Genomic DNA, 15464 nt, shown 5'->3' on the forward strand with positions numbered 1-15464 from the left:
TCGGTCCTGCTCCAGCGCTTCCAGGTCACCGGTGAACTGAGGAATCGTGCCAGGATTGATCGGTATGTGGTCCGGCCACCGCTATCCCGCCCCCCGGCAGATCGATCTACGTGTGGGGCTCTTTCTACCGGCCGGCTGTTGCGAACGTGAATGCGAAAGTGGCTAGGGACATGCCGCTTTCGGCCCAATGGCGGGAGAGCGGGGGGTGGGCGGCGGAGGCTGGGGGCCTTTGGGCGGCTGTCGGGCAGGGGGCTTCTTTGGGCGGTGTGCGCGAGCGGGGCTCCGGGCCGGGGGCGGTCCTGCGGAGCGATGGGCCCGGGGCGGCGCGGATCCTGGTGACCGTCGTCGTCGCCTGGCAGGTGGCGTTGTGGCTCGGGGCCGATCAGCCGCCCGTGTACGCGGCCGTCGTGCCGCTCGTGGCGTTGCGCGGGGATCCGGTGACGGCCCTCGGGACGTCGGTGCAGCGGTCGCTGGGGGTGGTGGCCGGGGTGCTGATCGGGATCGCGGTCGTGAACCTGCTGCGGCCCTCGACCGCCGCGCTCGCGGTGGTGGTGGCGCTGGGGCTCGGGGTCGGGATGTTCCTGCGGGCCGGGGGCGGGCTGAACATCCAGGTGGCGGCGTCCTCGCTGCTGGTCTTCGCCAGTACGTCGCCGGACGCGTACGCCTGGCACCGGGTCTGGGAGACGGTCGCCGGCGCGGTGGTGACGGTCGGGCTCGCGCCGCTGCTGTGGCCGCCCGACCCGTACCGGACGCTGGCCGGGATCGCCGAGGACTGCCGGGTGCGGCTGACCCGGTCCCTGAGCGGTACCGCCGCCGTACTGGGCGGGGAGCCGGGCGCCGCGCGGGACAACCTCGCGCTCGTGGAGGCCGATGCCGACGCCGTCCGCGAGGGGGCGGGACGGGCCCGTGAGGCCGAGAAGGCCATGCGGTTCAACCCGCTGAGGCGCCGGCACCGGGAGGACGTACGGGTCCTGGCGGGCGGGATCGCCGCCGCCGACCGGATCGCCGGGGAGGTGGTGGTGCTGGCCCGGGAGGTGGCGGCGTTCGCGGGCCGGGAGGACCGGGCACCGGACCTGGCGCGGGCGCCGCTGGCGGAGCTCGCACCGCTGGTGGCACGGGTCGTCGAGGACACCCTGAGCGGTGTGGACCCGGGCCCGGCGGTGGGCGCCGCCCGCGCGGCCCTGGCGGAGTACGCGCGTACGGATCCCAGCCCCGTCGCGGTGGCGTTGCGGCGGCCGCTCGTACGGATCCTGGAGGCGTCAGGGGGCTGAGGCGCGGCGGACCATTTCGTTGATCCAGACGGGGGCGAAGGGGGAGGTGCAGCCCGGGGAGGTCGGGTAGTCCTTCAGCACCTCCAGGCGCTCCCCGATGGCGATCGCGCGGGCGCGGTGGGCGGGGTGCTCGATGCCGATCTGCGCGAGGCAGTGGTTCATCGCCCACTGGAGGCGGTCCGGCGCGTCCTTCATGTGCGCCTCGATGAGGTCCAGGAGGGCGGGGAGGTCGAGGCCGTCGGGCTTCTTCGCCACCCGGTCCGTCGTCAGCGCCCAGCCGGCGCTCGCGACCACCGGGTCCGGGTCGGCGAACCAGGCCAGGCGCAGTTCCTCGGCGTGCGGGCTCTTCTTGACGACGTAGCCGACGAGCCAGTCGTGCACCTTGGGGGTGCGGGACTCGCGCAGCATGGTGTCCAGGTCGGAGCGGTGGTACGCCTTGGGGCGGCAGATCAGGAGCGCGAGGAGGCGGGCGGCGCTGTCGTCCGTGGCCCAGAGCTCGCGGGCCAGGTCCTGCTGCGTCTTGAGGCGTTTGGCGAGGGCGCGCAGCTTGGTGAGGTTCACGGCGTGGTCGTCGCCGTGGCGCTCGTTCACGGCGCGGATCTTCGGGTCTTCGAGCCCGGCGAGTTCGGCCATGACGGCGGCGAGCGTGGGAGTGTCGGTCACCTGGTCGTTTCCTGTCCGTCGTGCGCGCACTCCGTGCAGACGTGCAGATCGTGCGCGGCGGTGGAGAGCATCCTCACGATATCGACGGGCGACTGGCGGAACTCGCCGGAGACCACGGCGAAGGGGTCGAGACGGTGTGTGCCGCCGTTCCGGCCGGGGGCTTCGAGTACGTAGCGGTACCCGCCCGGCGTGCCGGGGGCGTCGGCGGTGCGCCAGGCGGCGCCGTGGCACCGGATCGTCACGTCCGCGAGGTACGCGACCAGGTCGCAGTGGAGCGTGATCCGGTCCGACTCCTCGAACTCGTCGAGCGGGGCTCTGTGGACGTAGTCCTGGAGGGGCAGGATCAGGCTGGTCGGGTCGGCTTCGTACGCCTCGGCGGGTACTCCGAGCATGTCGGCGAGGCCGCAGGCGTTGCTGTGGTTTCCGTCGTGCCATTCCCGGAGGTCCGGGGGGACCGTGGGCATCAGACCTCGAACTCGCCGACCCAGGAGCGCTTGAGGAGGTGCTCGGGCAGGTAGGGGGACTCGATGTTGACGGGGATGCCGCCGTCGTAGGCGAGGCAGGTGACGGCGAGGATGCCGATGGGTACGAGGCCGTCGATGTCGTTGGCGCGTTCGGGGGTGGCGGTCCAGTACTGCTTGTGGAGTTCGAGGGATTCCAGGAGTGTGGTGTGGAAGCCCTCTTCGTCCTTCTGGAGGAACTTGTAGAAGAGGTTGATCGGCGGGTACGCGATGTGCTGGATGTAGTCGCGTCCGGCGATGACGGCGACGTCGGGGTGGGAGCGCTGGAAGGTCAGCGTCAGTTCCGGGACCAGCTCGGGGCGCTTCAGCCAGTACGCCTGGAGGGCGGCGACCCAGTGGTAGAGGTAGTCGTCGTGGTCGGCGCCCGAGGCGCGCAGGACGTCGATCGGGAGCTCGCAGAGCTCGGTCATCTTCGGCTGGTCGCGGGTGATGATCGCATACCAGAAGGCCTCGATCCATGCCTCTGCGTGCGTGTACGACGTGGGCCCCGTCGCCGACACGGTGCGCATCTGGTGGTGGATGCGTACCTCGGTGGTTCCCTCCGCCATCCCTGCCGCCCGGAACAGCGCGGCGCCCAGCTGGGCCGCCGCGACCACGGACTCCCAGGTTCCCAGCGCAGCGCCCTGCGGGTCGGCCCCGAAGGAGGCCCTGACATTGAAGGAGGCGTCCCTCCATGCAGATCCGAGCCTTCGTGGCGACGCGTTGAGGGTTTCGAGGTCGTTGACCAGATCCTCACCAAGCTCGTTGACCCAGGCCGCGCTGTCGGGCCTCGGCTCCGAATGGCCGGCTACGAAGACGGTCATCGCTTCTCCTGTCACTTGGTGAGATCGAAACGCCGGATAGTGTATCCGGCGTAAGTTCCCGTGTTATCCGCTCCCTTGACGACGACGTAGTCGATCCGCGGCGGTTCCGCGTCGAATGCCGCCTTCAGGGCCCTGTACAGGGTCCTTTCGCTTTCGATGTCCTTTCCGCGCTTCTTCATTTGCTCGAGGATGTCCTCGAAGTAGTCTCGGGTTCCTTGCGAGACACGCCTACCGCCGATCCGGCGTTCGCCCAAGTCCGTGGTGACGTGGCTCTTCGCCTCGACCACGACGTACCGGTCGCCGTGCTTGTACACCTGGTCGAACTGGTCGTTTCCGTTGGCCGGACCGTGCAGCGTCTCTTCCTTGGCGCCGGGGAACTCCTTCGGTATCGCGTGTTCCCTGGCTATTGCCTCGCCGTACGCCTCGCTCTTTTTGGAGAGGGCTTCGTGAAGCGGCGCGTGCTCTGCCCTGGCCACATCGAGGGCAGCCTGGGTCTCCGGCGTGTTGTGGAGCTTGTGCGCCTTCTTGGCCTCGCCGTAGGCGTCGTGGGGACCCTTGTCGGCGGTGATGGCGTCGTGACGGTCCTTCGCGGCCTGATCGAGAGAGTCCCGCATTTCCTTGGTGACGAGGACGTCCTTGTGGTCGACGGACTTCGCCTTGCCCAGGTAGTCCGGCGGGACCGGCGGCGGAATGTCCGACTTCGGCACCCAGACGTCGGGAGCGGTTTCCACGAGCTGCGGCGGGACGAGGCCGGTGTGGTCGGGCACGTCGGCGCGGAGGCGGTAGCCGAGCTTGTTGTAGTACTTCTTGAAGTAGGGGTCCGTCGGGTCGTTCGCCCGGTGGACCTGGTACTCCATGATCTGCCGCTTTTCGGCGTCCGTGTACTTGTGCGCGTTCTCCCGGTGGGGCGGCAGCTCGGGCCGTCCGCTGGGGCCCGGGTTGTCGGGAAGTCCGCCGCCCTGGTGCGGGACGGTCGGGCCGTCGCCGTGGCCGCCGCTGCCCGTGGAGGGGCCGTCGCCGTGGCCGCCGGTGGAGGGGGTGTCCGTGTGTGTTGCTCCGCCGCCGGTGGGGGTGGTGTCCGTTCCGCCGTGGCCGCCCGTTCCGCCGTTGCCGCCGGGTTCGGTGTGGCTGTTGCGCGGCACGTTGTCGGCGGTGCCGCCCGGGGTGTGGGAGGTGACGTCCGTCGTACGGGCGCCGACGCCGACCGGGACTTCCTGGCGGGTGGGGACTTCGGCGAGGGGGTGGTCGGGGCCCTTGGGGACGGCGGTGAGGTCCTGCTTGGGGAGGCCCTTGTGGTCCAGGAGCTGGTTGGTGACCTTGTCGAAGTACTGGGGGCGGCCGAGGGCGTCGTCGGTGAGGCGGACCGTGTCGTCGGGGTGGGGGAACTTCACGCCCGGGGCGTCGGCCTTGGGGAGGTCCTTCCACACCACGTCGTCGATCTTCGGGAACGCCCCGTCGACCTTGCCGAGGTTCGCGAACAGGTCGCCGATCTTGAGCTTGGCGAGGGAGCCGGCCTGCCCGATGTAGGTGATCGGGTCGATCAGCCTGCCGGCCTTGCCCGCGACGCTGATGGCCTTGGCGACCGCGCCGCCCTTCGCGACCGCGCCCGCGCCGCCGGTGAAGACCGTGGTCACCACGTTGAAGGTGACAGCTCCGGCGGCGCGGGCGGGGTTCTTGCCCCACTGGTCCCAGGCCACCAGCGCCTTGCCGGTCTCCTTCATCGCGGTACGCGAGTCCTTGAGCCAGCCCGGGAGCTGCTTGTCGTCGGCCATCCAGAACGCCGTGCCGACACCGGGGATGGAGGTGATCGCCAGGCCCGTGGCGAGCTTCGCCAGGCCGGTCCAGGCCTGCCCGGCGGCGTCCCAGCCGTCGACACCGACGAGCGTGCCGAGACCGCGGATCGTGCCCCAGATGCCGTCGACGATGATGCCGTCCCAGACGAAGGACTTGACCCAGTAGCCGACTTCCCACGCCCGGTGGGTCTCCTCCAGCTGCGAACCCCACGGCAGGTCCTGGACCTTGTTGAGGTCCTCGGCCTTGTAGCCGTACATGTTCGCGCCGTTGGAACCGTCGTTGACCGTCAGGGGTGGCGCGCAGTACAAGGCGCGGATCTTGTTCGCGCAGGTCCGTTCGGCCGCCCAGAACGCCTCGGCGGCCGCGTTGACGTCGTGGATCAGATCGTTGTTCTCGTCGATCTTGTCCCCGTCGTCCTTCCAGTGCTCGTCTCCCGCGATCTTGCCGGTGAAGGTGGTGGCCTTCGCCTGGAGCTCCTTCAGCCGCGCCACGATCGGACGGGCCTCGGTGACGTACTCGCCCAGCGCCTTCGCCGCCGACTCCAGCTGGTCCGCGAAGAAGTCGCTGTCCGTCTTCACCGGCTTCGTCGTGGCGAAGAGCTGCGCCGCCTCCGGGGCCGAGTAGAACGCCGACAGGCCCTGGAACTCGGAGTCCACGTTCGCACCGGCCTGGCGGAAGGTGCCCGCGGCCGCCGTGATCGCCGCGTGGTCCTGTTCCAGCAGGTCGAGGTCACCCGTGAACAGCGGGATCGTGCACGGATTGATGGGTACGTGGTCGGCCACTTGTGACTCGCCCCCCGAGGTCGAGCTTCGATCGCGAGCATCCTTGTCTACCCGTCAAGTGACGCGAACACAAATGCGAATGGTTCCCGTGGGGGTCGGGGTGAGGGAGAGGTGCTCGACCGGCCGGACGCGCCATTCGGGGCGCAGGCCGCCGCGCAGGACGATGCTGAAGCCGGCGGTTTCGCCGCGGTGGAGGGCGGCCAGGGCGTGGATGCGGCCGCCGCCGTCGGCCCAGGTGAGGGCGCGGTGCACTTCCGTGGGGGAGAGGGCGAAGGGGTGCGCGGTGCGGATCTGGAGGCGGATCCGGCGGACGGCCTCTTCGGGGGTGTCCAGCATGACGCGGTCGAGGAGTTCGGGGGGCCGGTCGCGGGCGTCGCGATAGCAGAGGGCCTCGAACCGGTACCCGGTGCGGATTGCCGCGGTGTGGTCCAGGGGGAGGGGTCGCGCGGGCATGTACGGCTCTCCTGCCGTCGCTGAGGGTCGCCCCCTCCCGGGCCGTGACGAGCGGTGGGAGGGGGCGACGGGTCACTCCCTCGAACTGGCGCAGCGCACGAGGGAGTTGCGTCCGCCAGGGGCGAGCCTGGCGTCGCGCTTCGAAGTTAGCCTTGGGCGCCGAGATGTATCAACTGTTTGACGTCTAACGGGTGATACGGCATATGCCGCCCGAGGTATGGGGCGGCCCCCTGACCGTGGAGGGCAGGGGGCCGGAGGGGGTGAAGGAGGTCAGGCGAGGTCGTCAAACTCGCCTGCGGCGGCTCCGTCGATGAATGCCCTGAGCTTCGCTCGGGATGTCTTGATCACGACGCCGGGGTCGTCGCTCTCGCGGATCAGGACCTCGCCGCCCTGTACCGCCACCTCCAGGCAGTCGCCGGTATCTGCCGACTTGGAGGACTTGCGCCAGTTGATTTCCACTTTCCTCACGCCTTCACAGTTGATGCGCCATCTCGCGGATGAAATCGCGAGACCGTTCAGGGGCATACGCCCGGCTCTCTGTCCGGTCCAGCACCGCCCGGTAGTTGGCAAGCCGCGTTTCGGCGTCGAGCAGCACATTGCCAGTCGGAACGTCGGTGTGGATGGTGTCCAGTTGGGGCACCGGGCCATACGCGTACAGGGTCGGTCCACCGGCATTGGGGAAGCCGCCGGCTTCGAAGGGGATCACCCGGACGGTGACGTTGTCCCGCTCGGATTGCTCCAGTAGGTGGTCGAGTTGGTTGGCTGTTGTCTTCCGGCCGCCGAACCTCATTCGCAGGGCGGCTTCGTGGATCAGGAAGCTGCACGTGAGCGTGTGCTTACGGTCGAGCACGTCCCGGCGCCGCATCCGCAATGACAAGTAGCGCCGCAGGTCTACCGGCCGCAAAGGGGGAACGGCTTCCTCGAACACCGCGCGGGCGTAGTCCTCGGTCTGGAGCAGCCCCGGCATGTGCATGATCTGCACGCTGCGGAGGGCGACGGCATGGTGTTCCAGTTCGCACAGGTCGAGCAGGCTCGCCGGGAGCTCGTCGCGGTAGTCGTCCCACCAGCCCCGGCCGCGTTCGTCGGCCATGGTCGCGAGGGCATCCACGTACTCCGGGTCGGGGCAGCCGTAGTGCCTCGCCCACGTGCGCACGCGGTCGCTGCTCACGCCGAAGCGGCCGCTCTCGATGTTGCTCATGTTGGTGCGGTCGGTGCTCAGTTGGGCTGCGGCTTCGGTCATCGAGATGCCGGCGTGTTCCCGGATCTTGCGAAGCTCGCTGCCCAGTCGGCGCTGTCGGGCGGTCGGAGCCTTCCTTGGCGGCATCGGCGTCCCCTCCTGTCGGCTCTCATCTTGGCCTGCGGCCGGGAGCAGGGTCCACCTGTCGCTTGGGTTCTACGGATTGCGTACAAACCGTGTGACGGAATCGCTACAGTCGGTGCCCGCACCACGTCGCACGGCGACAAGACCGAAGTGCAGCCGCTGACGCGCGCCTTGGCGCCCGTCACCTGGGGGCGGCCATGGCCACGGCACGCCGGGCCGACGGGGAGCGTGAACTCGTACCGCATCGGGAGGAGTGTCATGAGCATCAGCGCCGTACCGGAGTGTGGCCTCACCTACCGGATGGTCGCGCCCAGCCGGGCCGAGACCGTCCGGCTCGCGCGGGACTGGGTGGTGGCCGTGCTGCGGAGTGCCGGGTGTGGCGGGGAACTGGGGGAGCGGGCTCGGTTGTGCGTGTCCGAGGTGGTGACCAACGCGCACCGGCATACCGACACCCCCGAGATCGCCGTCGAGGTGGCTCTGCTCGGGGGGCGGGTCACCGTGTACGTCTACGACTGCGCGCCCGAGCGGTGGCCCCAGGGGGCCGGGGGCGGGGCCGGGGTGATGGCCACCTGCGGGCGGGGGCTCGCGCTCGTCGCCGCCACCGCCGACGACTGGGCGGCCGTGGCCCAGGGGGACTGCGTCAAGGTGGTGTGGTTCAGCTTCGCGGCGGCAACGGGATGAGGCCGCCCGGCCCCGCGGGGCGGGTGCCGGGCGGCCTCGTGAGCGGACTGTGTCAGCAGGGGCGGATGTAGTACACCGGGCTCCAGGACGCGGTGCCGGTGTCCTTGGCCACGTTCGACCAGCGCTCGCTGCCGTCGCTGTTGTAGAAGCGGGCCCGGGTGCCGGAGGTCTGGTTGTTGTTGAACGTGCCGTTGCCGACGCCGCTGAAGCTGTAGTAGCCGCAGCGGTAGTAGTCCCAGGTGCTGCCGTTGCCGTCCGTGATGCACAGGTGGCCGTGGTTACAGGCCAGCGCCGTGTCCGGGGCGGCCAGGTCGCGGGTCTCGGCCTGGCCCGGGGCCCGCAGCACCACGCTGCCGCCGGCCGTGGACAGCTTGTTCGCGGAGACCTGGCGGGCCCCCGGCTCGGACGCGAGGAACGCGTCGACCTGCTGCTGGAGTTCGGTCGCCTGCGCGGTGGTGAGGCCGGCGGTGCGGGTCTGCTGGGAGAAGGCGGTGGAGGTGGAGGCTTCGGCGGTCAGTACCGGGCCCGCTATCAGGGCCGCGGTGGCGGTCATCGTCGCGAGGATCTTGCGCGGTGACATATGGGTGTTCCCCTCTTCTGCTTCGGCAGCGGGGCGGCCGTTGCTCGTGGCGGCGGCCGCTGAGTCGCGGGACTCATCGTTCCGAAGTCGCAGCAGGGCATGAAGGGGGGAATCGGCCGGGTTGCGGCTCTTGTTGCGATACCTCGGCTATGTGTGTGCCCCAGGAGTCCCGGGGGTTACCGAACTGATGCGTGGCTCACGCATCGTTCTCGCTGGCCGGGCAGGGTGTTTCGTCACCGTCCGTTGCGGCGGTGGTGGCGTGGCGTGATGGGGATGGAGCAGTTCGCCGTCAGTGCGGCGCGGGGCGGGGTGGTCCGCGAATTCGGCGAGGGCGGCCCATCGTCCGCCTGAATTCACCCGGGACTCGTCTCGCTTCGAGAGCCGGCGCGGCGTCGCCGCCGCTCAGCGTCGCGGTGGTGGATGCGCGGCGTCGAGGTTCACGGGCGGGGTGGCGCCGCACGTCGGCAGGGCGGCGCCCCACTGTCCCATTGGCCCTGCCCGGCGGCCTCAGAGCACCGCCACCGGGGCCACCGGGGTGCCGGTGCCGCCGACGAAGGGTTCCGGCATCGCGGACAGCAGGAAGGAGTGGCGGCCGGCTTCCGCACAGGCTGTGGACAGTTCCTCCAGGTTCCAGTTCTGGCCCTGGTGCATGCCCATCTCCACCAGGTCGAGCGCGTGCACCGGCAGCCACAGGTTCTCGATCTCCGGCGGGAAGATCTCGAAGGTCAGGGTGTCGTTCGCGACGGCCGCCACGTCCCGCGCGTGGAACCACTCCGGGGTGTGGACGGAGAGCCCGGGGGACGGGAAGCCGTAGCCGTGTTTGTCGCCCGCCAGGTAGGCCTGGATCTGGCCGGTGCGGACCAGGACGACGTCACCCGCGCGGACCGTGACGCGGCCGAACTCCTCGGCCTCCGCCAGGTCCCCGGGGGTGACGGCGTGGTCCCCCGGGAGCCGGTCCAGGCCCTTGGCCCGGGCCACGTCCAGCAGGACACCGCGCGAGACGATGTGCCGGGCCTTGTCGATGCCGCTGAACTCCGCCCGGCCGTGCGCGGTGATCGTGGACGCCGGGCGGCCGTTGTAGATGCGGCCCGAGTGCGAGACGTGCGTCAGGGCGTCCCAGTGGGTGGCCGACTGGAGGCCCATCGTCACGGCGTCGTCGCTGCACGCCACCGTGCCCGGGCCGAAGAGCTCCTGGTTGATCTGGACCATCGTGTGCAGCGGGTTGATCCGGCCCGGGATCAGGCCCGCCTGGACGCCGTCCCCCCTGAGGGGCAGGGCGAGCGGGATGCGGCGGCCCGTACGGATCTCCGCCGCCGCGGCCCGGACGACGCCGTCGGTGATCAGGTTCAGGGTGCCGATCTCGTCGTCGGCGCCCCAGCGGCCCCAGTTGTTGACCCGCTTGGCGATCTCGTGGAACTCGGGAGGGAGGGTCACCGGCCATCAGCTCCTAGGGCTTGTGTGAAGGGATCCGACTGGTCATAGAATCTAACGGTCCGTCAGAAAACACGGGAAGGGGTCGGCCGTGGGGAACTTCTTGGCAGGGAAGGTGGTCGCCGTCACCGGCGCGGGCCGGGGCATCGGCCGGGCGGTGGCGCTCGCCGCCGCCGCCGAGGGCGCCAAGGTCGTCGTCAACGACTACGGGGTCGGGATCGAGGGGGGCGAGCCCACCAGCGAGATCGCGGAGAACGTGGTCAAGGAGATCCACGCCGCCGGCGGCGAGGCCGTCGCCGTCGCCGACGACATCTCCACCATGGCCGGGGGCCAGCGCATCGTCGACACCGCCCTCGCCCAGTACGGACGCGTCGACGGGGTCGTCTGCGTCGCCGGCATCCTGCGCGAGCGGATGCTGTTCAACATGTCCGAGGAGGAGTGGGACCCCGTCCTCGCCACCCACCTCAAGGGCACCTTCACCGTCTTCCGCGCCGCCTCCGCCGTCATGCGCCGCCAGGGATCCGGCACCCTCATCGGCTTCACCAGCGGCAACCACACCGGATCCGTCGCCCAGGCCAACTACAGCGCCGCCAAGGGCGGGATCATCTCGCTCGTGCGCAGCGCCGCCCTCGGCCTGAACAAGTACGGGGTCACCGCCAACGCCGTCGCACCCGTCGCCCGGACCCGGATGTCCGCCAACGTGCCGATGGAGCTCAAGGAGATCGGCGAGCCCGAGGACGTGGCCGCGCTCGTCACCTACCTGCTCAGCGACCGCGCCAGGGCCGAGAACATCACCGGGCAGGTCTACACGATCGCCGGACCCAAGATCGCCGTCTGGGCCCAGCCGCGCGAGCTCCGCGCCGGCTACGCCGAGGGCGCCTGGACCCCCGAGAAGATCGCCGACTTCCTCCCCGGAACCGTCGGCACCGACCCCATGCCGATGCTCGCCCAGCTCGAAGCCATGGCCAAGGCCGCCGCCGCCAAGGACCGGCCCAACGCCTGAGAGGGAGGTGAGCGGCGTGGACTTCAGCTTCGGGGCCGAGGACGGGGAACTGCGCGCCCGCGCCCGCGCGTGGCTCACCGGGCACCTCACCGGCCCGTACGCGCAGGCGGCCGGCCTCGGCGGGCCGGGCAGCGAACACGAAGGGGTCGAGGCCCGCCGCGCCTGGGAACGGGAACTGGGCCGAGGCGGCTGGATCGGCCAGGGCTGGGCGGAAGAGGGCTACGGCAACCGGCGGCTCTCCCTCACCGGGCAGGTCGTCTGGGCCGAGGAGTACGCGGCGATCCGAGCCCCCGCCCGCGTCGGCCACATCGGGGAGAACCTCCTCGCGCCCACCCTGATCGCCTACGGAAGCCGCGAGCAGAAGGACCGCTTCCTGCCCGCGATCGCCCGCGGCGAGGAGCTGTGGTGCCAGGGCTACAGCGAGCCCGACGCCGGATCCGACCTCGCGGGGGTGCGCACCGCCGCAGTCCGCGAACCCGGGCGCGGCGCTCGCGGGCTGCTGCGCGTCACCGGGCAGAAGATCTGGACCTCCCTGGCCGCCGACGCCGACTGGTGCTTCGTCCTGGCCCGCACCGAGGCCGGCTCCCGCCGCCACCGGGGGCTGTCCTTCCTGCTCGTCCGCATGGACCAGCCGGGCCGCGTCGAGGTCCGCCCGATCCGGCAGATGTCCGGGACGGCGGAGTTCAACGAGGTGTTCTTCGACGGGGCCGTGGCCCAGGAGGTCGTCGGCGGCGAGGGCAACGGCTGGGCCGTCGCCATGGGCCTGCTCGCCCTCGAACGCGGCGTCTCCACCCTCGTCCAGCAGATCGGCTTCGCCGCCGAACTGGAGCGCGTGGTGCGGGCGTACGCGGCTGCGGGCGCGCCCGATCCGGTCCTGCGCGAGCGCCTCGTACGGCAGTGGGCGGAGCTGCGCACCATGCGCTGGAACGCCCTGCGCACCCTGGGCGGCGCGGCCGGGGACCCCGGAGCGCCCAGCGTGGCGAAGCTGCTGTGGGGCGGGTGGCACCGGCGCCTCGGGGAACTGGCCGTCGAGGTGCGGGGAGCGGTCGCGGCGGCCGGGCCGGGATTCTGGGCGCACGGGACCCCGTACGAACGCGGACTCGACGAGGAGCAGCGCCTCTTCCTGTTCACCCGGGCCGACACGATCTACGGCGGCTCGGACGAGATCCAGCGGAACATCATCGCCGAGCGGGTGCTCGGCCTGCCGAAGGAGCCAAGGTGAGAGGCGTCGTGTTCGACGGCAAGCAGGCCCGGGTGGTCGGGGACCTGGAGATCCGGGAGCCCGGGCCGGGGGAGGTGCTGGTGGCGATAGCGGCGGCCGGGCTGTGCCACAGCGACCTCTCGGTGATCGACGGGACGATCCCCTTCCCGCCGCCGGTGGTGCTCGGGCACGAGGGCGCGGGCGTGGTCGAGGCGGTGGGGGCGGGGGTGACGCACGTGGCGCCCGGGGACCACGTGGCCCTGTCCACCCTCGCCAACTGCGGGGCGTGCGCGGACTGCGACCGGGGCCGGCCGACGATGTGCCGCAAGGCGATCGGGATGCCGGACCGGCCCTTCTCGCGGGAGGGGGAGCCGCTGTTCCAGTTCGCCTCGAACTCGGCGTTCGCGGAGCGGACCCTCGTCAAGGCCGTGCAGGCGGTGAAGATCCCGGACGACATCCCGCTGACCTCGGCCGCGCTGATCGGCTGCGGGGTGCTCACCGGGGTGGGGGCGGTGCTGAACCGGGCGAAGGTGGGCCTCGGGGAGACCGTCGTGGTCATCGGCACCGGCGGGATCGGGCTCAACGTCATCCAGGGAGCCCGCATCGCGGGGGCGTCGGCCATCGTGGCGGTGGACGCGAACCCCGCGAAGGAGGGGGTGGCCCGGCGGTTCGGCGCGACCCACTTCGTGGACGCCTCGGCCGTGCCCGATACCTCGGCGGCCGTCCGCGAGGTCCTGCCGACGGGCGCGGACCACGCCTTCGAGTGCGTGGGCCACGTGAAGCTCATCCGGCAGGCCGTCGACCTCCTCGACCGGCACGGGCAGGCGGTGCTGCTCGGGGTGCCGGGCTTCAAGGAGGAGGCGTCCTTCCTGGTGTCGTCCATGTACCTGGACAAGACGATCATGGGCTGCCGGTACGGGTCCTCCCGCCCCCAGCGCGACATCGCGCTGTACGCCGAGCTGTACCGGCGCGGGGAACTGCTCCTGGACGAGCTGGTGACGGAGGTCTACCCGGTGGAGGACTTCGCGAAGGCCGTGGACGACGCCCACCACGGGCGGGTCGCGCGCGGGGTCCTCACCTTCTGACCCGGGGCGCACCCGGGGCGCACCCGGGTGTGCCCCGGGTGCGCCCCGGTGCGTACGCGTTCCCCCCGGTCCCATGGCCCCCGGCTCCCCGGCTCCCCGGCCCCCGGCTCCCGGCTCCCCGGCCCCCGCCTCGACGCCGAGTGCGGGGTGACGGCCGGTCGGGGCAGGGGGGTCAATCCGCCAGGCGGGTGAAGCGGCCCTGGTGGAAGAGGAGCGGGTCGCCCTCGCCGGAGGCGCCCATCGCCTCGACCCGGCCCACCACGATGAGGTGGTCCCCGCCGGTGTGGACGGCGTGGATCCGGCAGTCGATCCAGGCCGGTACGTCGTCCAGCCGCGGGGATCCGGTCGCGGGGGCGGGCCGGTGGGAGACCCCGGCGAACTTGTCGGCGCCGCTCACCGCGAAGGCCCGGCACAGCTCGCCCTGGGCGGCCCCGAGGATGTTGACGCAGAACACCCCGGCGCGGGCGATGCGCGGCCAGGTGGTCGACGTACGGGCCACCATGAAGGTGACCAGGGGCGGGTCGAGGGAGAGCGAGGCGAAGGACTGGCAGGCGAAGCCGGCCGGGCCCTCCTCGCCCCCGGCGGGCGGGGCGGTGACGACGGTGACCCCGCTCGCGAAGTTGCCCAGTACGGCCCGGAACTCGGCGGGGCCGACGGGCGCGCGCTCGTCTTCGCCGACGGCCCGGAGGTCGGGGCGCGGCAGGGCGTCCACGTGCGGTCCGGCGGAGGTGGGGGAGCCGGCTGACCTGAGGTATCGGACGACGGTGGCCGCCATCCCTGCGTGTCCCATCACCCTTCCGATTGAAGCTGACGGTGCGTCAGATGGGAAGGGGTGCGGGCCCCCGGGACCCCCCGAACGGGTGAATCAGCCGGGCCCCCGGCAGCCGTGCGCCGTCCCGTGCGCGAGCGGTGGGCAAGGTGGCCAGCGACCCGTGTCGCCCCACCCGCTGGAGGACCCCATGCTCGGCACCGCCTTCCGTACCGGATCGCCCAACTGGCTCGACCTCGGCAGCCCCGACACCGGCGCGGCCGCCGCCTTCTACGGGACGGTCTTCGGCTGGGAGTTCGTCTCCGCCGGACCCGAGGCCGGCGGCTACGGGTTCTTCAAGCTCGGCGGGAAGACCGTCGCCGCCCTCGGCCCCCTCACCGAGGAGGGCGCGCACTCGGCGTGGATGGTGCACTTCCAGAGCCCCGACATGCGGGCCACCGCCGAAGCGGTGCGCGCCGGGGGCGGGAGCGTGCGGATGGAGCCCATGGACGTCATGGGGGAGGGCTGGCTCGCCCAGTTCACCGACCCGCAGGGCGCCCAGTTCGCCGCCTGGCAGCCCGGGAAGACCGGCGGGCTGGCGGCGGCGTCCGAGGAGAACGCCCTGGTGTGGGTGGAGCTCCACGTACCGGACCCGGTCGCCGCGATCCGCTTCTACTCCGGGGTGTTCGGCTGGCGGTACATCGAGATGGAGGCGCCGGGCATGACGTACCGGGTGCTGAGCATCGGCGAAGGGGACCAGGAGGAGGGGTCCTTCGGCGGGGTCGCGCCCCAGGGCGAGGGCGCGGGCGGCGGATCGGCGATGGTGCCGCGCTGGGTCCCGTACTTCCAGGTGTCGGACGTCGACGCCACCGTCTCGGCGGTCGAGGGGAACGGCGGCGCGATCATGATGCCGGCGGAGGACATCCCCGACGTCGGCCGGATGGCCTGGGCCTCCGACCCGGCCGGGGCCGTCTTCGCCCTGCTGAAGCCTGCTCCGGGGATGTAGCGGGGCCGGGGCCGGGGGGGGGGGGGGGGGGGGGGGGTGGTGGGGGGGGGGGGGGGGGGGGGGGGGGGGGTGGCTTCGTATACTCCCGCCGTGGTATCCTGCTCCCGCTTCCGACAGCCCA

16 protein-coding genes are annotated in these 15464 nt (G+C 71.5%); 6 read left to right on the forward strand and 10 right to left on the reverse strand.

Annotation, left to right across the window (positions count from 1 at the left end):
- Positions 1 to 266: 266 nt before the first annotated feature.
- Positions 267 to 1271: an FUSC family protein gene (locus AC069X_RS19975; protein WP_478729930.1), complete on the forward strand. Its 1005-nt coding sequence runs from the start codon at positions 267 to 269 to the stop codon at positions 1269 to 1271.
- Here AC069X_RS19975 and AC069X_RS19980 read toward each other — a convergent pair.
- From AC069X_RS19980 to AC069X_RS20010, 7 genes are all read right to left on the reverse strand, one after another.
- Positions 1260 to 1904 carry a DNA alkylation repair protein gene (locus AC069X_RS19980; protein WP_478730092.1) on the reverse strand — a complete coding sequence of 215 codons (645 nt, stop codon included), beginning with the start codon at positions 1902 to 1904 and terminating at the stop codon, positions 1260 to 1262. The two genes, AC069X_RS19975 and AC069X_RS19980, sit on opposite strands and share 12 nt — an antisense overlap.
- Before the next feature lie 26 nt (positions 1905 to 1930).
- Positions 1931 to 2398, reverse strand: a complete 468-nt coding sequence (locus AC069X_RS19985) for a hypothetical protein (protein WP_478729931.1) — start codon at positions 2396 to 2398, stop codon at positions 1931 to 1933.
- Complete coding sequence (locus AC069X_RS19990; protein ID WP_478729932.1) at positions 2398 to 3258, reverse strand: immunity 49 family protein; 861 nt, start codon at positions 3256 to 3258, stop codon at positions 2398 to 2400. Before AC069X_RS19990 ends, AC069X_RS19985 begins: the two co-directional genes overlap by 1 nt.
- A gap of 11 nt (positions 3259 to 3269) precedes the next feature.
- Entirely contained in the window at positions 3270 to 5834 is a 2565-nt protein-coding gene (locus AC069X_RS19995; RefSeq protein WP_478729933.1) for a hypothetical protein, read from the reverse strand.
- Between the two features lie 54 nt (positions 5835 to 5888).
- Positions 5889 to 6287, reverse strand: coding sequence for a hypothetical protein (locus AC069X_RS20000; RefSeq protein WP_478729934.1), 399 nt, complete (start codon positions 6285 to 6287; stop codon positions 5889 to 5891).
- Between the two features lie 270 nt (positions 6288 to 6557).
- Positions 6558 to 6746: a DUF397 domain-containing protein gene (locus tag AC069X_RS20005; RefSeq protein ID WP_478730093.1), complete on the reverse strand. Its 189-nt coding sequence runs from the start codon at positions 6744 to 6746 to the stop codon at positions 6558 to 6560.
- Positions 6747 to 6759: 13 nt separating this feature from the next.
- Positions 6760 to 7611 (reverse strand): Scr1 family TA system antitoxin-like transcriptional regulator, encoded by an 852-nt coding sequence (locus AC069X_RS20010; protein WP_478729935.1) that lies wholly within the window; start codon positions 7609 to 7611, stop codon positions 6760 to 6762.
- A 255-nt stretch (positions 7612 to 7866) separates the two neighbouring features.
- Between AC069X_RS20010 and AC069X_RS20015 the strand changes: the two genes are divergently transcribed.
- Positions 7867 to 8289, forward strand: coding sequence for an ATP-binding protein (locus tag AC069X_RS20015; RefSeq protein WP_478729936.1), 423 nt, complete (start codon positions 7867 to 7869; stop codon positions 8287 to 8289).
- Between the two features lie 52 nt (positions 8290 to 8341).
- On the opposite strand, the gene AC069X_RS20020 is transcribed toward AC069X_RS20015, so the two are convergent.
- Both AC069X_RS20020 and AC069X_RS20025 read right to left on the reverse strand, forming a co-directional pair.
- The gene (locus AC069X_RS20020) at positions 8342 to 8842 is read right to left on the reverse strand and encodes a hypothetical protein (protein WP_478729937.1); all 501 of its coding nucleotides are present in this window, start codon (positions 8840 to 8842) and stop codon (positions 8342 to 8344) included.
- A gap of 534 nt (positions 8843 to 9376) precedes the next feature.
- Positions 9377 to 10303 carry a cyclase family protein gene (locus tag AC069X_RS20025; RefSeq protein WP_478729938.1) on the reverse strand — a complete coding sequence of 309 codons (927 nt, stop codon included), beginning with the start codon at positions 10301 to 10303 and terminating at the stop codon, positions 9377 to 9379.
- Positions 10304 to 10391: 88 nt separating this feature from the next.
- On the opposite strand from AC069X_RS20025, the gene AC069X_RS20030 reads away from it, so the two are divergent.
- Genes AC069X_RS20030 through AC069X_RS20040 form a run of 3 tightly spaced genes read left to right on the forward strand, consistent with a single transcriptional unit; the run spans position 10392 to position 13589 of the window.
- Entirely contained in the window at positions 10392 to 11303 is a 912-nt protein-coding gene (locus tag AC069X_RS20030; protein ID WP_478729939.1) for an SDR family oxidoreductase, read from the forward strand.
- A 16-nt stretch (positions 11304 to 11319) separates the two neighbouring features.
- The gene (locus AC069X_RS20035; RefSeq protein ID WP_478729940.1) at positions 11320 to 12525 is read left to right on the forward strand and encodes an acyl-CoA dehydrogenase family protein; all 1206 of its coding nucleotides are present in this window, start codon (positions 11320 to 11322) and stop codon (positions 12523 to 12525) included.
- On the forward strand, positions 12522 to 13589 hold the full coding sequence (locus AC069X_RS20040; RefSeq protein WP_478729941.1) for a Zn-dependent alcohol dehydrogenase: 1068 nt from the start codon (positions 12522 to 12524) through the stop codon (positions 13587 to 13589). Before AC069X_RS20035 ends, AC069X_RS20040 begins: the two co-directional genes overlap by 4 nt.
- A 172-nt stretch (positions 13590 to 13761) precedes the next feature.
- On the opposite strand, the gene AC069X_RS20045 is transcribed toward AC069X_RS20040, so the two are convergent.
- On the reverse strand, positions 13762 to 14379 hold the full coding sequence (locus tag AC069X_RS20045) for a flavin reductase family protein (RefSeq protein ID WP_478730094.1): 618 nt from the start codon (positions 14377 to 14379) through the stop codon (positions 13762 to 13764).
- Between the two features lie 169 nt (positions 14380 to 14548).
- On the opposite strand from AC069X_RS20045, the gene AC069X_RS20050 reads away from it, so the two are divergent.
- Complete coding sequence (locus tag AC069X_RS20050) at positions 14549 to 15343, forward strand: VOC family protein (RefSeq protein ID WP_478730095.1); 795 nt, start codon at positions 14549 to 14551, stop codon at positions 15341 to 15343.
- Positions 15344 to 15464: the final 121 nt, after the last annotated feature.

Source organism: Streptomyces sp. NPDC043896 (assembly GCF_056435605.1).